Here is a 17,508-nt window from a genome sequence, read left to right as displayed (position 1 = left end):
GCTCGCCCCGCAGCGCGCCGCGCGCAGGTATGCCGATGAGCACCACACGGCGCCGCCCCTCGCGCGACACGGCCGCCGCCGTGCGCTACCGCATCGCGGTGGACAACCCGCACAGCCACCTCTTCAGCGTCACGCTGACCGTCGAGCGGCCCGCGGCCCGCCAGCGCTTCGCGCTGCCGGTGTGGATTCCGGGCAGCTACCTGGTGCGCGAGTTTTCCCAGCACCTGCAGGGCCTGGACGCGCGCCAGGGCGGTCAGGCGGTGGCGCTCAAGCAGCTCGACAAACACCGCTGGCAGGCCGACAACGCGGCCGGCCAGGCGCTGGAGCTGCGCTACCAGGTCTACGCCTTCGACGCCTCGGTGCGCACCGCCTTCCTGGACGCCACGCGCGGCTTCTTCAACGCCACCAGCACCTGCCTGCGCGCGCTCGGCCTGGAAGACCGGCCGCACGCCCTCACGCTGGAACGCGGCAACGCGCCCGAGGACTGGCAGGCCGCCAGCGGCCTGGGCGCCGCGCGCACCGATGAGCACGGCTTCGGCGACTACCTCGCCACCGACTACGACGAGCTCGCCGACTGCCCGTTCACGCTGGGCCGCTTCTTCAGCGCCGAGTTCGTGGCCGGCGGCGTGCCGCACCGCTTCGTGCTCACCGGCGCCGGCGGCTGGGTCGACACCGAGCGCCTGATCGAGGACACGCGCCGCGTCTGCGAGGCGCAGATCGCCTTCTGGCACGGCGACGGCGCGCCGCCCTTCGAGCGCTACGTCTTCATGCTGCACGCCAGCGGCGACGGCTACGGCGGCCTGGAACACCGCAACAGCACCGCCCTCATCTGCCAGCGCAACGACCTGCCGCGCGCCGGTGCCAAGGACCGCGCGCTCAAGGCCAGCGACGGCTACACCACGCTGCTGGGCCTGATCAGCCACGAGTACTTCCACACCTGGAACGTCAAGCGGCTGCGCCCGGCGGAATTCGCGCGCTACGACTACGACGCCGAGAACTACACCGAGCTGTTGTGGTTCTTCGAGGGCTTCACCAGCTACTACGACGACCTGTTCCTGCGCCGCGCGGGCCTGATCGACGACGCCACCTACCTGCAGCTGGTGGCCAAGAACATCAACCAGGTGAACCAGACGCCCGGGCGTCTGCTGCAAAGCGTGGCCCAGGCCAGCTTCGACGCCTGGGTGAAGTACTACCGCGTGGGCGAGAACACGCCCAACGCCACGGTGAGCTACTACACCAAGGGCGCGCTGGTGGCGCTGTGCCTGGACCTCACGCTGCGCGACGAAGGCCAGGGCTCGCTCGACGAGGTGATGCGCGAGCTCTGGCGCCGCTGCGATGGCGGTCCCCTGCGCGAGAGCGAGGTGCGCGCCGCGCTGCGCCGCGTGGGCGGCCGGGCCTATGGGGCCGAACTCGCCGACTGGGTGCACGGCACCGGCGGGCTGCCGGCCGAGCGCCTGCTCAAGGCCCGCGGCGCCAAGGTGCAGCACGACGCGGCGCCGCTGGCCCAGCGCCTGGGCCTGCGCGTGGGCGAGGCCGGCGGCGCGCTGCACATCAAGACCGTGCTGCGCGGTGGCGCCGCCGAGGCGGCCGGCTTCGCGGCCGGGGACGAGTGGCTGGGCGTGGAGTTCGCGCCCGCGCGGCGCGGCGCGCCGGCCGAGGCCTGGCGCGTGGCGCGCCTGGACGAGGTCGATGCCCTGCGCGGCGCACGCCCCCGGCTCACGGCCCTGGTCTCTCGCGATCGGCAGATCCTGCGCCTGGCCCTGCACTGGCCCGAAGAGCAACAGGCGCTGCGCCTGGGCGTGGACGACGCCGCGCGCCTGGCGGCCTGGCTGAACGCCTGAGCGCCCGGGCCCGCGCGGGCCGCTCAGGACAGGCGCGAGGCCACGTCCTGATCGAACTGGGCGACCGTGGCGGCGTTCTTGAAGTTCAGCAGGCCGTCGCGCACGCGCGGCAGCAGGGCCTGCAGGTCCGCCAGCGTCTTGCAGCCTTCGATGCGCAGGGCCAGCGGCTCGCCCATAGGCCCGAGCTGGTCGTTCACGAAGCGCACCACCAGGCGGCGCGCCTCCGCAAAGGGCAGCGCGGGCGCGGCATCCGCCGGCGCGGGGGCCGGGGCCACGCCGTCCCCGGTGGCCACACCATCCGGCGCCGCCCCCTCGCCCTGCACCCAGCCTTGCCCGGCCAGTTGTTCCAGCAGGGGGGCCGCGTCGGCGCCCAGCAGCTTGTCGAAGTCGGCCACGCTGCGCTTGCCGTCCACCATGATCAGCAGGGAACGCAGGCGCGGCCCCAGGCCAGAGGGGCGGCTGCTCAGGGCCTCGCGGCCCTGTTCCGTTTTGGAGAAGACCAGGTGTTTGTCCATCGCTCGCTGGGCAGGCTTTGGCCGCGAATGTAGCGATCCCCTCCGGGGGTGACCAGCGGGTTTGACCTCAATTCGCCACAAACCCGCCGCCGCCCGTGCGATTCATCGCGGCCGCTGGTCGATCACGCGCCGGGCCTTGCCCTGGCTGCGCTCCACGCCGCCCTCGTGCAGCAGCACCACCTCGATGCTGGTGCCCACGAAGGTCTTCACATCGTGCTGCAGTTCACGCGCGGCGCCACGCGCCTCGTCGGCCTCTGGCGCCAGGCCGGGCCGTGTTTCCACGCGCACCGTCAGGCAGTCCAGGGGGCCCTCGCGGGTGAGCACGCATTGGTAGTGCGCGGTGAGCGCGGCGTGCTTGAGGATGAGCTCCTCGATCTGCGTGGGGAAGACGTTCACGCCGCGCACGATCATCATGTCGTCGCTGCGGCCGGTGATCTTCTCCATGCGGCGCATGGTGCGCGCCGTGCCCGGCAGCAGGCGCGTGAGGTCGCGCGTGCGGTAGCGCACGATGGGCAGCGCCTCTTTCGTGAGGCTGGTGAAGACCAGCTCGCCGAGTTCGCCGTCGGGCAGCACCTCACCCGTCTCGGGGTGGATGATCTCGGGGTAGAAGTGGTCTTCCCAGATGGTCGGGCCGTCCTTGGTCTCCACGCACTCGTTGGCCACGCCGGGACCCATGACCTCGGACAGGCCGTAGATGTCCACCGCGTCCAGCCCCAGGCGCTGTTCGATCGCCAGCCGCATGTCGTTGGTCCAGGGCTCGGCGCCGAAGATGCCGATGCGCAGGCTGCTGTCGCGCGGGTCCAGGCCCTGGCGCTCGAACTCGTCGGCAATGGCCAGCATGTAGCTCGGCGTGACCATGATGATGTCGGGCCGGAAGTCCTGGATCAGCTGCACCTGGCGCTCGGTCTGGCCGCCGCCGAAGGGCACCACCGTCAGGCCCAGCTTCTCGGCGCCGTAGTGCGCGCCCAGGCCACCGGTGAACAGGCCGTAGCCGTAGCTCACGTGCACCAGCTCGCCCGGGCGCGCGCCGCTGGCGCGGATGCTTCGCGCCATCACCGTGGCCCAGGTGTCGATGTCGCGCAGCGTGTAGCCCACCACCGTGGGCTTGCCGGTGGTGCCGCTGCTGGCGTGGATGCGCGCGCACTTCTCCCGCGGCACCGCGAACATGCCGAAGGGGTAGTTGTCGCGCAGGTCGGCCTTGGTGGTGAAGGGGAACTTCGCCAGGTCATCGAGCGAGCGGCAGTCGTCGGGGTGCACGCCCGCGGCGTCGAACTTGGCGCGGTAGACGGGCGAATTGGCATAGGCGTGGGCCAGCGTGGCGCGCAGGCGCTTGAGCTGCAGCGAGCGCAACTCGTCGAGGCTGGCCTTCTCGATGGGTTCCAGGGGGAAGCTGTTCATGCCTTGTCCTCTTCGGGAAACACGTGACCGGGGATCTGCGCGCTCTTGCCGCGAAACATGGCGACCACCTCGCCGCGCTGGTTGCTGACCTTCATGTCGTAGATCCCATGGCGGCCCGACAGCGTCTGCTCCACGCCTTCGCAGGTGAGCACGTCGCCCGCGTGCGCGGGACGCAGGAACTCGATGCTGCAGCCCGCGGCCACGGCGTTGCGGTTGTGGCTGTTGCAGGCAAAGGCGAAGGTGGAATCGGCCAGGGTGAAGATGAAGCCGCCGTGGCAGATCTGGTGGCCATTGAGGTGCAGCGGCTTCACGGCCATGCGCATGGTGGCGCGGCCGGGGCCGCAGGCCAGCAGCTCCATGCCCATGGTGTCCTTGCTGGCCACGTCGTTGGCGAACATGGTCGTGCCGACCTTGTCGGCGCGTTGCTCGGGCGTCATCACTCCCCCTTGAAGCGCGCCGGGCGCTTCTCGCGGAAGGCCATCACGCCCTCGATGTAGTCGTGCGTGCGGCCCAGGGCCGACTGCGTGTCGCGCTCGGCATCGAGCTGCTGGCTGAAGCCACGCGTGGAGGCCTCGCGCAGCAGGCCGCGCGTGGCCACCAGGGCCTTGGTCGGCATGGCCGCGAGCTTGTCGGCCAGGGTGAGCGCGCTGCCCACGCAGTCCTCGGCCACGTCCCAGATCATTCCCCAGTCCTTGGCCTGCTGGGCGGGCAGCTTGTCGCCCGTCATGGCCAGGGCCATGGCGCGCGCCAGGCCCAGGCGCTCCACCAGCAGCCAGCTGCCGCCGGCGTCGGGGATCAGGCCGATCTTGCTGAAGGCCTGGATGAAGCTCGCACCCGGCGCGGCGATGGCGATGTCGCAGCACATGGCCAGGGACGCCCCCGCGCCCGCCGCCACGCCATTGACGGCCGCGATGGTGGGCATGCGCAGCGCCATGAGGCGGCGCGCCGTGGGATTGAAGGCCTGCTCGATCACCGGCCCCGGGTCGGCGCGCTGAACCAGGTCGGGGCCAGGCTCGAAGTCGAACTCCGCCAGGTCGGCGCCGGCGCAAAAGCCGCGCCCCGCACCGGTGATGACCAGTGCGCGGATGGCCGCATGGGCCTCGGCGCGGTCCAGCGCGGCCCAGAGGTCGCGGTGCATGGCGCGCGTGAAGCTGTTCAGGGCCTCGGGGCGGTTGAGGGTCAGCAGGGCCACGGCCCCGCGTTCCTCGTACACCACGGTGGTGTCGCTCATCGTGTCTCCTCGTTGGGTGGGTCGGCGGCAATTTACCATTAACCAACCGATCGGTCGGCTAATATTTTCCCTGACGCTATAGTGATTGGTTGAACCGCGTACCCCTACCGAGGAGACCCATGAGCACCACCCCCGAATGCATCACCGTGCGCACCGAAGGGCGCGTCGGCATCGTCGCGCTGAACCGGCCCAAGCAGCTCAACGCGCTGAACGACCAGCTCATGGACGAGCTGGGCGCCGCGCTCAAGGCCTTCGATGCCGACCCGGACATCGGCTGCATGATCGTCACCGGCAGCGAGAAGGCCTTCGCCGCCGGCGCCGACATCGGCGCCATGGCCACGTACGACTTCGCCGACGTCTACAAGGGCGACTACATCACCCGCAACTGGGAGCAGATCCGCTCGGTGCGCAAGCCCGTCATCGCCGCCGTCAGCGGCTTCGCCCTGGGCGGCGGCTGCGAACTGGCGATGATGTGCGACTTCATCATCGCCGCCGACAACGCCAAGTTCGGCCAGCCCGAGATCAAGCTGGGCATCATCCCCGGCGCGGGCGGCACGCAGCGCCTGCCGCGCGCCGTGGGCAAGTCCAAGGCCATGGACCTGGTGCTCACCGGCCGCATGATGGACGCCACCGAGGCCGAGCGCGCCGGGCTGGTCAGCCGTGTGGTGCCGCTCGACAAGCTCATGGACGAGGCCCTGGGCGCGGCGCTCATCATCTGCGGCTTCTCGCTGCCCAGCGTGCTGGCGGCCAAGGAATCGGTCAACCGCGCCTTCGAGGGCTCGCTGTCCGACGGCGTGATGTTCGAGCGCCGCCTGTTCCACGCCATGTTCGCCACCCGCGACCAGAAAGAAGGCATGGCGGCCTTCGTGGAAAAGCGAAAACCCGATTTCAAGGGCGCCTGAGGCCGTCGCGGCTTGGGCTATAATGCGCGGCTTCGGCGATATAGCTCAGTTGGTTAGAGCGCAGCATTCATAATGCTGATGTCGGTGGTTCAAGTCCACCTATCGCCACCAGACCAGCGAGGCGGGTTCCGGCAACGGGACCCGCCTTTTTCATTCCCGCCGCCCGATCCGCCATGGCCCTCAAGTCCACCGTTTTCAAGGCGCACCTGCAGATCGCCGACATCGATCACGGCCACTACGCCGACCACGCCCTCACCCTGGCCCGCCACCCCAGCGAGACCGACGAGCGCATGATGGTCCGCCTGGCCGCGCTGGCGCTGAACGCGCACGAGCTGGTGGACATCTGCGGCGGCGACGGCACCCTGGCCTTCGGCGCCGGCCTGTCGGACCCGGACGACCCCGACCTGCACCTGACCGACTTCACCGGCCGCAAGCGCCTGTGGGTGGAGGTCGGCCAGCCCGAGGACAAGCCGCTGGCCAAGGCCTGCAGCCAGGCCGACGCGGTGCGCGTCTACGCCTTCGGCCCCGCGGCCGAGGTCTGGTGGCGCGGCATCGAGAACAAGCTGACGCGGCTGGACAAGCTGCAGGTCTGGCGCCTGCCGGCCGACGCGGCGCCCGCGCTGGGGGCGCTGGCCGAGCGCAGCATGCAGCTGCAGGCCACGGTGCTCGAGGGCGTGCTCACGCTCAGCGGCGAGCGCGGCAGCGTGAGCCTGGAGCCCGTGCGCTGGCGGTGAGCCCGGCAACGCACGCGTGAGACAATCGCCGACTTCGTTCAGCCTCTGGATCAACACCATGAACCGCTGTCTCACCTCCCTGGCGATCGGGACCTCGCTGGCCCTGGCGGGCGCCGCGCAAGCGCAGTCCGAAGCCTCCACCACCAGCACCACGACCACCACGGTCCTGCCGGCCCCCGCGCCCGGCGCGCAGGTCGGCGTGCGCAGCTTCCCCAAGGAAGCCCTGCGCGGCACCCTGACCGTCAAGCTGCCGCCCCACGTCGAGATGGACGACCGGGTCACCCGGCTCACGCCCGGCGCGCGCATCCTCGACGAAAGCAACCGCAACCTGCGCTCGGCCTCGCTGGTGAACCGCGAACTCACGGTCAACTACCTGATGGACCGCCAAGGCCAGATCACGCAGGTCTGGATCCTGAGCGAGGCCGAGAAGAAGGAGCGCCGCCGCACCCTGGGTGTGGAGCGCAACTTCAGCTTCGAATCGCAGCAGGGCGCGGCCCAGCCGGCCACCCTGCCCGCCACCCGCTGATCCCCCATTGAATGCGTGCCCCGCCATGGGGCGCAACGGGCGCTTCGCGCCCGCAGGAGCTTTGCCATGAGCCAACAGAAAAAGGTGTTCATCAAGACTTTCGGGTGCCAGATGAACGAGTACGACTCGGACAAGATGGCCGACGTGCTGGGCGCCGCCGAGGGCTACGAGCCCACCGACGACCCCGAGCAGGCCGACCTCATCCTCTTCAACACCTGCTCGGTGCGCGAGAAGGCGCAGGAAAAGGTGTTCTCCGACCTCGGCCGCGTGAAGCACCTCAAGCAAAAGGGCGTGCTCATTGGCGTGGGCGGCTGCGTGGCCAGCCAGGAAGGCGACGCCATCATCCAGCGCGCGCCCTTCGTCGACGTGGTGTTCGGCCCGCAGACCCTGCACCGCCTGCCCGAGCTGCTGGCGCAGCGCCAGAAGCAGGCGCGCCCGCAGGTGGACATCAGCTTCCCCGAGATCGAGAAGTTCGACCACCTGCCGCCCGCCAAGGTCGACGGCGCCTCGGCCTTCGTCTCCATCATGGAGGGCTGCTCCAAATACTGCAGCTACTGCGTGGTGCCCTACACGCGCGGCGAGGAGGTGAGCCGTCCCTTCGACGACGTGCTGGTGGAGATCGCCGGCCTGGCCGACCAGGGCGTGAAGGAGGTGACGCTGCTGGGCCAGAACGTCAACGCCTACCGTGGCGCCATGGGCGGCACCAGCGAGATCGCCGACTTCGCCCTGCTCATCGAGTACGTGGCCGATATCCCCGGCATCGAGCGCATCCGCTACACCACCAGCCACCCGAACGAGTTCACGCAGCGCCTGATCGACGTCTACGCGCGTGTCCCGCAGCTCGTGAGCCACCTGCACCTGCCGGTGCAGCACGGCAGCGACCGCATCCTCATGGCCATGAAGCGCGGCTACACCGCCATGGAATACAAGAGCACGATCCGCAAGCTGCGGGCGATCCGGCCCGACATCTCCATGAGCAGCGACTTCATCGTCGGCTTCCCCGGCGAGACCGAGGACGACTTCAACAAGATGATGAAGCTGATCGAGGACGTGGGCTTCGACAGCAGCTTCTCCTTCATCTTCAGCCCGCGCCCCGGCACGCCCGCGGCCAACCTGCCCGACGATACGCCGCACGAGGTGAAGCTCAAGCGCCTGCAGCACCTGCAGGCCACCATCGAGGCCCATGTGCGGCGCATCAGCGCCAGCCGCGAGGGCACCGTGCAGCGCATCCTGGTCGAAGGCGCCGCGCGCCGCCCCGGTCCCGGCGGCGCGGCCGAGCTCATGGGCCGCACCGAGTGCAACCGCATCGTCAACTTCGACGGCGGCCCGAACGGCGCGCGCCTGGTCGGCCAGATGATCGACGTGCGCATCACCCAGGCCCTGCCGCACTCCTTGCGCGGCGAGGTGGCGATGAACACCCCCGCGGCGCTTCGCGCCACCCCCTCAAGGGGGCAACACCTGCGGCCCGGCGAAGCCGGCTCCGCGGTGTCCCTGGACTGAATCCCCTTCGCTCGTGCGGCCCTCCTCGCTCTCGTTTCAACAGCTGCTGCTGGTCGCCTTCCTGCTGATCGGCGCGCTGCTCGGCGGCGCGGCGGTGCGCACGCTGTTCTCGCTGGAGACCCTGCTCGGGCAGAGCCGCGAGGGCACGGCCCAGGCCATCGCCCTGTCCACGGCGGCGCAGTCGCTGTCCGAGCGCAGCCTCACCATGGAGCGCGCGGCGCGCCAGTCGCTGGTGCTGCGCGACAGCCAGCTGCGCCAGCGTTTCGGCGAGGCCGCCAGCGACGCGCGCGACATCCTGCAGCGCCTGCAGGACAACGAGCTGCCGCCCGAGTTCGCGCAGAACTGGCGCGAACAGATGCAGGCCGTGGCCGAACTGCTCGACGGCCCGCCCGAAACCGCGCTGGACCGCGAACGCGACGTGGCGCGCGCCTTCCGCGAGCTCGACGGCCACAGCGCGGCCATCGCGCAGAAAGTGCAGTCCATCATCGCCGCGCGCAACGCCGCGCTGCAGGCTGGCTTCCAACGCAGCCAGGAGCAGCTCACGCAGGTCGTCACCGGCGCCATCCTGCTGGCCGCCGGCATGGCCCTGGGCTTTGGCGTGTGGCTGGCCAAGCCTTTCAAGCGGCTGGAGCGCGCCATCGTCTCCCTGGGCGAGAACCGGCTCGACCAGCCGATCGACATCGTCGGCCCGAGCGACGTGCGCCGCGTCGGCCAGCAGCTCGACTGGCTGCGCCTACGACTGACCGAACTCGACGCCGACAAGGCGCGCTTCCTGCGCCACATCTCGCACGAGCTGAAGACGCCGCTGGCCTCGCTGCGCGAGGGGGTCTCGGTGCTGGGCGACGGCGTGGCCGGCGCGCTCAACCCCGACCAGGCCGAGGTGGTCAACATCCTGCAGCACAACACCCAGGTGCTGCAGACCCAGATCGAGGCACTGCTGCGCTTCAACGCCGTGGCCTTCGAGGCCCGCCAGCTCAGGCGCGAGCGCACCGACCTGCGCGCCCTGCTCGACGACCTGGTGGAAGAACAGCGCCTGCACTGGCAGGCGCACGGCCTGCAGGTGCGCGTCGAGGGCGATCCGGTCTGGCTGCAGGTCGACCGCGAGAAGATGGCCTCGGCCATCGGCAATCTGCTGCTCAACGCCATTCGCTTTTCGCCGCAGGATGGCACCATCCGCCTGGTGTTGCTGGGCCTGCCGGGGCGCGTGAGCATCGACATCGTCGACCAGGGGCCCGGCGTGGCCGAGGCCGACCGCGACCGCATCTTCGAGCCTTTTTATCGCGGAGAACGCCAGCCCGATGGCGCGGTGCGCGGCACCGGCATCGGCCTGTCCATCGTCCATGAGTACATCGTCGCCCACGGCGGCCGTGTCGAGCTGCTTGACAGCCCCGCCGGCGCCCACTTCCGCATCGAGTTGCCCCATGCCACATGAACCCGCGCGCCCCACGGCGCCCGCCCGCTTCGATCCCTCCCGCACCCGGGTCGGGCTCTGGCTGGCCACCTGCGCCCTGAGCGCCTGCGCCACCACCCCGCTGCCGCCGTCGCCGGCGCCCGCCCCGCCCGCCGCCAGGAGCGCGCCCCAGGCGGCGCCGGCGCCAGTGAGCACCGCTGCGCCCCAGGCGGCCCAGCAGGCTCATCCGCCCGCCGCCGCGCCCGTGGCCGCCGCCGCAGCCCCAGCCCCGCTGGCACCGTCCCTGGTGCAGCCGGCGCCGGCCAGCGCGACCGAGGGCGAGGCCGCCGCCCGGCTGCTGCGCTACGCCGACCGCGTGCGCGGCCTCAGCCCGGCCGAACTGAGCCTGGAGATCGCCGCCATCGGTGACCCCGGCGGCGCGCCCGAACGCCAGCTGCAGCTCGCCCTGGCGCTGATGCACCTGAACCAGCCAGTGGAGACCGCGCGCGCCCTGGGCCTCGCGCAGCGCGTGGCCAACAGCGCCGCGCCCGACAGCGCGCCGCTCAAGCCCCTGGCGCGCCTGCTGGCGCAGCGCCTGCTCGAACACCGCAAGATCGAAGAGACCCTGGACAAGCAGAACGCGCAACTGCGCGAGCAGCAGCGCCGCATCGACCAGCTCAACGAGCGGCTCGAGGCCATGCGCGCCATCGAGCGCAGCATCAACAACCGCCCGCCGGCGCCCGCGGCCCCCGCGCCGCGCGCGCCCTGAGAAAGCCACCATGAGTAGCGCACGGCCGCCCGACGGGGCTCACACCGCAGCGCGTTGCGCGAAGGCCATCCCATGAGCGACGTCCCCCACCACCGATCCCGCATCCTGGTCGTCGACGACGACCCCGACATGCTGCGCCTGCTGTCCATGCGCCTGGGCGCGGCCGGCTACCAGGTCACGGCGGTCGGCTCGGCCGAGGCCGCGCTGGCCCAGCTGGAAATCGAGCGCCCGCAGCTGGTGCTGTCCGACGTGCGCCTGCCCGGGCGCGACGGCCTGGCCCTGTTCGCCGAGGTGCGCTCGCGCCACCCCTCGCTGCCGGTCATCCTGCTCACCGCGCACGGCACCATTCCCGACGCGGTGGAGGCCACCGCGCGCGGCGTGTTCGGCTACCTCACCAAGCCCTACGAGGCCAAGGAACTGCTCGACAAGATCGCCCAGGCCCTGGCGCTGAGCACGCCCGCCGGCCCCTCGCGGCGCGCCGACGAGGCCTGGCGCAGCGACATCGTCAGCCGCTCCAACCGCATGGACGACCTGCTGGCCGAGGCGCGCATGGTCGCGCAGAGCGACGCCAGCGTGCTGCTGCGCGGCGACTCGGGCACCGGCAAGGAGATGCTGGCGCGCGCCATCCACAAGGCCAGCGCGCGCGCCGGCAAGCCCTTCGTGGCGGTCAACTGCGGCGCCATCCCGGAGGCCCTGCTCGAGTCCGAGCTGTTCGGCCACGTCAAGGGCGCCTTCACCGACGCGGTGGCCAACCACAAGGGCCTGTTCCAGGCCGCCGACGGCGGCACCCTGCTGCTCGACGAGATCGGCGACATGCCACCCGCCCTGCAGGTCAAGCTGCTGCGCGTGCTGCAGGAGCGCGCCGTGCGCCCGCTGGGCTCCAGCCAGTCGGTGCCGGTGGACGTGCGCATCGTCTCGGCCACGCACCGCGACCTGGAGGTCGCCATGGCCGAGGGGCAGTTCCGCGAGGACCTGTACTACCGCCTCAACGTGGTCACGCTCACCCTGCCCACGCTGGCCGAGCGGCGCGAGGACATCCCGCTGCTGGCCAATCACTTCCTCTCCAAGCTGGCGGCCAAGTACGGCAAGCGCAGCTCGGGCTTTGCGCCCGAGGCGCTCAAGGCCCTGACCATGGCCACCTGGCCCGGCAACGTGCGCCAGCTCTACAACGTGGTCGAGCAGGTCTGCGCCCTGTCCACCACGCCGCTGGTGCCGCTGGCGCTGGTGCAGCGCGCGCTGCGCACGCCCACCATGGAGGTGCTGAGCTTCGCCGAGGCGCGCCAGCGCTTCGAGCGCGCCTACCTGGTCGACCTGCTCAAGATGACCGACGGCAATGTCGCCGACGCGGCCCGCCTGGCCCAGCGCAACCGCACGGAGTTCTATCGCCTGTTGCAGAAGCACGCGCTCACCCCGGGCCTGTTCAAGAGCGACGGCTCCGGCGCCCCCGAGGCCGCGGGTGACGAGGCTGTCGCCGATACGTGACACAAAAAGATCGTTGATTTCGTTCAGAATTTTTGGTCACCCCCCACCCCATGTCGCCGGTCGGCGACAAAAAACGCGGGTTTACCCTAGTGTCGACGCCCTGTGTGGCCGACGGGCCCCTTCAGCCTGTTCCAGGCCGTTGATTTAAAAGGCTTTTTCCCAACTGGCACAGGCCTTGCCCTCAAGGGGGCATGCCTTTGGTTTTTTCCCTTCCCCTGCCGGCCCTGCGCTGGCGCCTGGGCGGCCTGCTGGCCGCGCTGGCGCTGGTGTCCTCGCCGGCCCGGGCCCTGAGCTGGGAGCAGCTCTCCCACCTCGCCCAGACGCGCGCCGCCGAGCCCTGGCGCGAAAGCGGCGACAAGCTGCCTCCGGCCCTGGCCGACATCACCTACGACCAGCTGCGCGACATCCGCTTCCGCACCGAGCGCTCCACCTGGCGTGACCTGAACCTGCCCTTCGAGGTGCAGTACTTCCACCTGGGCCTGTACCAGACCCAGCCGGTGCGCATCCACGAAGTCGCCCCCGACGGCCAGGTGCGCGCCCTGCCCTACCGCGCGCAAGACTTCCATTTCGGCAAGAACGGCTTCGACACCAGCGGCTGGGGCGACCTGGGCCACGCCGGCCTGCGCCTGCACTACCCGCTCAACAACCTCGCCTACAAGGACGAGCTGGCCGTCTTCCTCGGCGCGAGCTACTTCCGCGCCCTCGGCGCGCAACAGGGCTATGGCCTGTCGGCGCGCGGCCTGGCCATCGACACCGTGGGCGGCAGCGGCGAGGAGTTCCCGCGCTTCAGCGAGTTCTGGCTGCGCCGCCCCAGCGCCGACGCGCGCGAGGTGACGGTGATGGCCCTGCTCGAATCGCCGCGCGTGACCGGCGCCTACGAGTTCGTCATCCGCCCCGGGTTCACCACCACCATGAACGTGCGCCTGCGCCTGTTCGCGCGCGAAGGCGCCGCGCCGGTCAACACCCTGGGCATCGCGCCGCTCACCAGCATGTTCCTGTCGGGCGAGAACCAGCCCCTGCCCGGCGACTTCCGCCCCGAAGTGCACGACTCGGACGGCCTGATGCTGGTCACCGGCGAGGGCGAGTGGATGTGGCGCCCGCTGCAGCGGCCCAAAGCCATTGCCGTGAGCTCCTTCACCACCAGCAACCCGCGCGGCTTCGGCCTGATGCAGCGCGACCGCCGCTTCGCCAGCTACGAAGACGTGGAGGCCCGCTACGAGCGCCGCCCCAGCGCCTGGGTGCAGCCCGTGGGCGACTGGGGCCCGGGCCGCGTGGAGCTGGTGCAGCTGCCCACGCCCGACGAGACGCACGACAACATCGTCGCCTACTGGGTGCCCGCGCAGCCGCTGGTGGCCGGCCAGCCGCTGGAGCTGCGCTACGACCTGTCCTGGCAAGGCGACGAGCAGCAGCGCCCGCCCGCCAGCTGGGTCACGCAGAGCCGCCGCGGCTATGGCTACACCAAGCTCAGCGCCGCCGAGCAGGCCGCCCAGCCCAAGTTCGTGCTCGACTTCGCCGGCCCCGCGCTGGACGCCCTGCCCGCGGGCGCCAGCGTCGAGCCCAAGGTCAGCACCAATGCCAACGGCCGCGTGCTCGAGGCCATCGCCTACCCCAACCCGGCCACGCGCACCTGGCGCCTGAGCCTGCGCGTCGAGCGCATCGACCCCACCCAGCCGGTCGAACTGCGCGCCTTCCTGCAACACCAGCAACACACCGTGAGCGAAACATGGACGCAACTTCTGCTGCCCGAATGACCCCCCGCAGCCTGCTGCGAGAAGAGCGCCACCCGAACGCGGTGACCGCGCCCCCCATCAACCGCGGCTCCATGGCGCCGCGCCCCTGGCGCGGCTTCTGGAACAGCATCGGGACCGTGCTGCTCAGCACGGCGAGCGGCCTGCTGCCGCCCTATGCCCAGGGCCAGGCGCCCGCGCGCGCCGGCGAGCCGCTGGAGCCCTGGCAGAACGCCGCCAACTGGCGCCGCGCGATCTTCGTGGCCCTGACCCTGGCCTGGACGCTGATGGCCGGCCTGATGTTCTGGGAACTGCAGCCCGCCAGCGGCAACGGCCTGCTGCGCGTGGCGCAGCTCACCCTGTTCGTGGTGCTCTCGGCCTGGGTGCTCACCGGCTTCGTCACCGCGCTCATGGGCTTCTGGGTCTCGATCTTCGGCGACCGCCACACCCTGCGCGCGGCCGAGGTGCGCGACCACGCCATGAACCCCGAGGCGCGCACCGCCATCATCATGCCCATCTGCAACGAGGACGTGGCCACCGTCTTCGCGGGCCTGCGCGCCACCTGCGAATCGCTCGCCGCCACCGGCGAATCGAAGGTGTTCGACGTCTTCGTGCTGTCCGACAGCTACGACCCCGAGATCCAGCGCGCCGAGCGCGCCGCCTGGGAAAACCTGCGCAGCGCCCTCGCCACCAGCGGCCTGCCCTCCATCGAGGTCTACTACCGCCTGCGCACGCGCCGCAGCCACCGCAAGGCCGGCAACGTGGCCGACTTCTGCCGCCGCTGGGGCAAGGACTACCGCTACATGGTGGTGCTCGACGCCGACAGCGTGATGAGCGGCCGCTGCCTGGTCGATATGGTCAAGCTGATGGAAGCGCACCCGCGCGCCGGCATCATCCAGACCGCCACGCAGGCCGTGGGCCACGCCACGCTGCACGCGCGCTCGCAGCAGTTCGCCTCGCGCGTCACCGGCCGCCTGTTCACGCTGGGCATGCAGTTCTGGCAGCTCGGTGAATCCCACTACTGGGGCCACAACGCCATCATCCGCGTCGAGCCCTTCATGAAGCACTGCGCGCTGGCCCCCATCAAGGGCACCGGCGGCATGTCGGGCGGCATCATGTCGCACGACTTCGTCGAGGCCGCGCTGATGCGCCGCGCCGGCTACCACGTGTGGCTGGTCTCCGACCTGCAGGGCAGCTACGAGCAGCAGCCGCCCGACCTGCTGAGCGAGCTGCAGCGCGACCGCCGCTGGTGCCAGGGCAACCTGCAGAACGCGCGCCTGATGGCCGAGCCCGGCATTCACCGCGTGCACCGCAGCATGTTCGCCATCGGCGCCATGTCCTACCTGTCGGCGCCGCTGTGGCTGGGCTTCCTCACCATCGGCACCGCCCTGTGGGTGGCCGACAGCACCCTGCTGCCCGACTGGCAGGCCCTGCCGGCCGAGCTGCGCGGCCTGTGGGTCTGGACGCTGTGCCTGCTCTTCATGCCGCGCGTGCTGGGCTTGATCGCCGTCTTCCTCAAGCGCGAGCAGCGCCAGTTCGGCGGCACGGGCACGCTCATGCTGAGCGCCGTCGCCGAGACCCTGCTGGCCGTGCTGCAGGCGCCGATCCGCATGCTCGCGCACTCGCTGTTCGTGCTGGTGGCCCTCACCGGCCTGAAGCTGGAGTGGAAGTCGCCCCCGCGGGAGGCCAGTGGCGTGAGCTGGGGCGATGCCGCCCGCCGCCTGGCGCCCATGACCGCCGTCATCGCCCTCATGGGCGCGGGCGTGGCGCTGCTCAATGCCGCCGCGCTGCTGTGGCTGGCCCCCGTGGCCCTGCCGCTGCTGCTGGCCATCCCGCTCACCGTGGCCACCAGCCACGTGGACCTGGGCCAATGGATGCGCTCGCGCGGCGTGCTGCTGATCCCCGAGGAATCCTGGTCGCCCGCCGTGCTGCGCCGCGCGTGGAAGCACGCGAGCCGGCTGGCGTTGAAGGCGGCCTGAGGCGGACCGGGCGACTCGGCCCGGCACCCCCTGAACGACAAGGGCCAGCAAAGGGCCCTTGTCGTTCTTGGCGCGGGCTCAGCGCTCGCGCAGGCTTTCGTCGGTGTGCCGCAGCAGCGGCGCCAGGAAGTACTCGATCACCCGGCGCCGGCCGGTCTTGACCTCCACGGTCACGGCCATGCCCGGCGACAAGCGCACCTCCATGCCATCCACGTCCAGGCTGGTGCGCGCCAGACGCACGCGGCTGGCGTAGATCAGGCCCCGCTGCTCGTCGCTGATGGCGTCGTGCGAGACGCTGGCGAGCTCCGCGTGCAGCGTGCCGTACTTCGTGAACTGGAACGTCTCCACCTTCACCTCAGCCACCTGGCCCTGGCGAAGAAAGCCGATGTCCTTGTTCTCGAAGAAGGCCTCCACCTCCAGCGGCTGGTCCGCCGGCACGACCACCATCAGCGGCTGCGCGGGTGTGACCACACCGCCCTCGGTGTGCACCGCCAGCTGCTGCACCGTGCCGTCCACCGGCGAGGTGAGCCGCGTGAGCCGGCCCCGGGCATCGGCCTTGATGCGCTCCTGCGCCAGCGCGTCCAGGCGCTGCTGGGCCTGCTCGATGCTGTCCAACGCGGTGCGCCGCGTCTCGGCCGTCAGGGCGCGCTGCTGGGCGCGCGCCTCGTCGAGCGAGGACGCGATCTCCTGCAGGCGGTTGCGCTGCGCGGCCAGGTCGGCCTCCATCTCGATGCGCGCCTGCTCCTGTTCCAGGTAGCCGTGGTTGGACACGAAGGACTGGTCCACCAAATTGCGGTAGTCCTGCGCGCGCTGGGTGGCGATGGGCAAGGTCTGCTCCAGCTTGCGCACCAGGGCTTGCGTGGCGCGCCACTCGGCCTCGCGGCGCGCGGTGTCGGCGGCCACCCGTTCGCGGCGGGTCTGGTACTCGGCGTACTGGCCTTGCAGCAAGCGGGCGGCTTCCTGGCGGCGGGTGGCGTCTACCCCCTTCAGCAGCGGCAGGCTCGGCGCACCGGAGCCGTCCAATGCCGTCAGCAGCGCTTGCCCGCGCACGAGCTGCAACAGCGCGGCCGTGTGCTCCGCCGCCAGCCGATCGGCGTCGGCCAGGGGCGCCGTGGGGTCCAGCTCGATCAGCACCTCGCCGGCGCGCACGAACTGCCCGTCGTGCACGTGGATGGCCTTCACCATGGCGGTTTCCAGGGGTTGAACGGTTTTGGTTCGGTCGCTGGGCACCACCTTGCCTTGCCCCACCGCCACCACGTCGATGCGCCCGAACGTGGCCCACAGCAGAGCGATCAGCAGGAAGGCCACGATGAGCCCCATGGCCAGGCGCGGCGCGGGCGAGACAGGGGTTTCCTGCAAGGCCAGCGCGGCCGGCAGGAACTGGGTCTCGTGCGCCGGGCGCGGCGGTGCGTCCAGCGCCGCGCGCTGCGCCCAGACGTGGCGCCACGCGGCGCAGTGGCGACCCAGCAGGTCGCGCAGGGCCTGCCATTGCAGACGGAGTTTCATGCCTGCCC

The 17,508-nt window shown here is 71.0% G+C and carries 15 protein-coding genes and 1 tRNA gene; 11 read left to right on the top strand and 5 right to left on the bottom strand.

Going from position 1 to position 17,508, the window contains the following annotated elements; all coding sequences use genetic code 11:
• Positions 1–35 precede the first annotated feature (35 nt).
• A complete protein-coding gene (locus BHU06_RS01205; protein ID WP_070397313.1) occupies positions 36–1,841 on the top strand; it encodes a M61 family metallopeptidase in 1,806 nt (601 codons plus the stop codon).
• A gap of 23 nt (positions 1,842–1,864) precedes the next feature.
• On the opposite strand, the gene BHU06_RS01200 is transcribed toward BHU06_RS01205, so the two are convergent.
• The 4 genes from BHU06_RS01200 to BHU06_RS01185 all read right to left on the bottom strand — a co-directional run bounded on the left by BHU06_RS01200 (position 1,865) and on the right by BHU06_RS01185 (position 4,985).
• Positions 1,865–2,356, bottom strand: coding sequence for a hypothetical protein (locus BHU06_RS01200; protein WP_070397312.1), 492 nt, complete (start codon positions 2,354–2,356; stop codon positions 1,865–1,867).
• Positions 2,357–2,458: 102 nt separating this feature from the next.
• A complete protein-coding gene (gene paaK, locus BHU06_RS01195; RefSeq protein WP_070397311.1) occupies positions 2,459–3,754 on the bottom strand; it encodes a phenylacetate--CoA ligase PaaK in 1,296 nt (431 codons plus the stop codon).
• Positions 3,751–4,191 (bottom strand): hydroxyphenylacetyl-CoA thioesterase PaaI, encoded by a 441-nt coding sequence (gene paaI, locus BHU06_RS01190; protein ID WP_070397310.1) that lies wholly within the window; start codon positions 4,189–4,191, stop codon positions 3,751–3,753. The genes paaK and paaI overlap by 4 nt, the downstream gene beginning before the upstream one ends.
• A complete protein-coding gene (locus BHU06_RS01185) occupies positions 4,191–4,985 on the bottom strand; it encodes an enoyl-CoA hydratase-related protein (RefSeq protein WP_070397309.1) in 795 nt (264 codons plus the stop codon). The genes paaI and BHU06_RS01185 overlap by 1 nt, the downstream gene beginning before the upstream one ends.
• Positions 4,986–5,104: 119 nt before the next feature.
• Between BHU06_RS01185 and BHU06_RS01180 the strand changes: the two genes are divergently transcribed.
• The 10 genes from BHU06_RS01180 (at position 5,105) to mdoH (ending at position 15,994) form a co-directional block, all read left to right on the top strand.
• Positions 5,105–5,887, top strand: a complete 783-nt coding sequence (locus BHU06_RS01180) for an enoyl-CoA hydratase (RefSeq protein WP_070397308.1) — start codon at positions 5,105–5,107, stop codon at positions 5,885–5,887.
• 34 nt (positions 5,888–5,921) lie between these two features.
• Positions 5,922–5,998, top strand: a tRNA-Met gene (locus tag BHU06_RS01175).
• Between the two features lie 62 nt (positions 5,999–6,060).
• Positions 6,061–6,621, top strand: a complete 561-nt coding sequence (locus tag BHU06_RS01170; protein WP_070397307.1) for a YaeQ family protein — start codon at positions 6,061–6,063, stop codon at positions 6,619–6,621.
• Positions 6,622–6,679: 58 nt separating this feature from the next.
• Entirely contained in the window at positions 6,680–7,147 is a 468-nt protein-coding gene (locus BHU06_RS22310) for a hypothetical protein (protein ID WP_139146909.1), read from the top strand.
• Between the two features lie 66 nt (positions 7,148–7,213).
• Entirely contained in the window at positions 7,214–8,647 is a 1,434-nt protein-coding gene (gene miaB, locus BHU06_RS01160; RefSeq protein WP_239478170.1) for a tRNA (N6-isopentenyl adenosine(37)-C2)-methylthiotransferase MiaB, read from the top strand.
• A 13-nt stretch (positions 8,648–8,660) separates the two neighbouring features.
• The gene (locus BHU06_RS01155; protein WP_070397306.1) at positions 8,661–10,079 is read left to right on the top strand and encodes an ATP-binding protein; all 1,419 of its coding nucleotides are present in this window, start codon (positions 8,661–8,663) and stop codon (positions 10,077–10,079) included.
• Positions 10,069–10,806: a hypothetical protein gene (locus tag BHU06_RS22750; RefSeq protein WP_070397305.1), complete on the top strand. Its 738-nt coding sequence runs from the start codon at positions 10,069–10,071 to the stop codon at positions 10,804–10,806. Before BHU06_RS01155 ends, BHU06_RS22750 begins: the two co-directional genes overlap by 11 nt.
• Positions 10,807–10,878: 72 nt before the next feature.
• Positions 10,879–12,288 (top strand): sigma 54-interacting transcriptional regulator, encoded by a 1,410-nt coding sequence (locus BHU06_RS01145; RefSeq protein WP_070397304.1) that lies wholly within the window; start codon positions 10,879–10,881, stop codon positions 12,286–12,288.
• A 191-nt stretch (positions 12,289–12,479) separates the two neighbouring features.
• A complete protein-coding gene (locus tag BHU06_RS01140; protein ID WP_083292797.1) occupies positions 12,480–14,039 on the top strand; it encodes a glucan biosynthesis protein in 1,560 nt (519 codons plus the stop codon).
• Entirely contained in the window at positions 14,036–15,994 is a 1,959-nt protein-coding gene (gene mdoH, locus BHU06_RS01135) for a glucans biosynthesis glucosyltransferase MdoH (RefSeq protein WP_175442773.1), read from the top strand. Before BHU06_RS01140 ends, mdoH begins: the two co-directional genes overlap by 4 nt.
• 78 nt (positions 15,995–16,072) lie before the next feature.
• On the opposite strand, the gene BHU06_RS01130 is transcribed toward mdoH, so the two are convergent.
• Entirely contained in the window at positions 16,073–17,500 is a 1,428-nt protein-coding gene (locus tag BHU06_RS01130; RefSeq protein ID WP_070397302.1) for an HlyD family type I secretion periplasmic adaptor subunit, read from the bottom strand.
• Positions 17,501–17,508 lie beyond the last annotated feature (8 nt).

This window comes from Hydrogenophaga sp. PML113, from assembly GCF_001777155.1.
Classification (GTDB): Bacteria; Pseudomonadota; Gammaproteobacteria; order Burkholderiales; family Burkholderiaceae_C; genus Hydrogenophaga; species Hydrogenophaga borbori.
The sequence above is the reverse complement of the archived record's forward strand: the minus strand, read 5'-3'. Positions and strand labels throughout refer to the sequence as shown.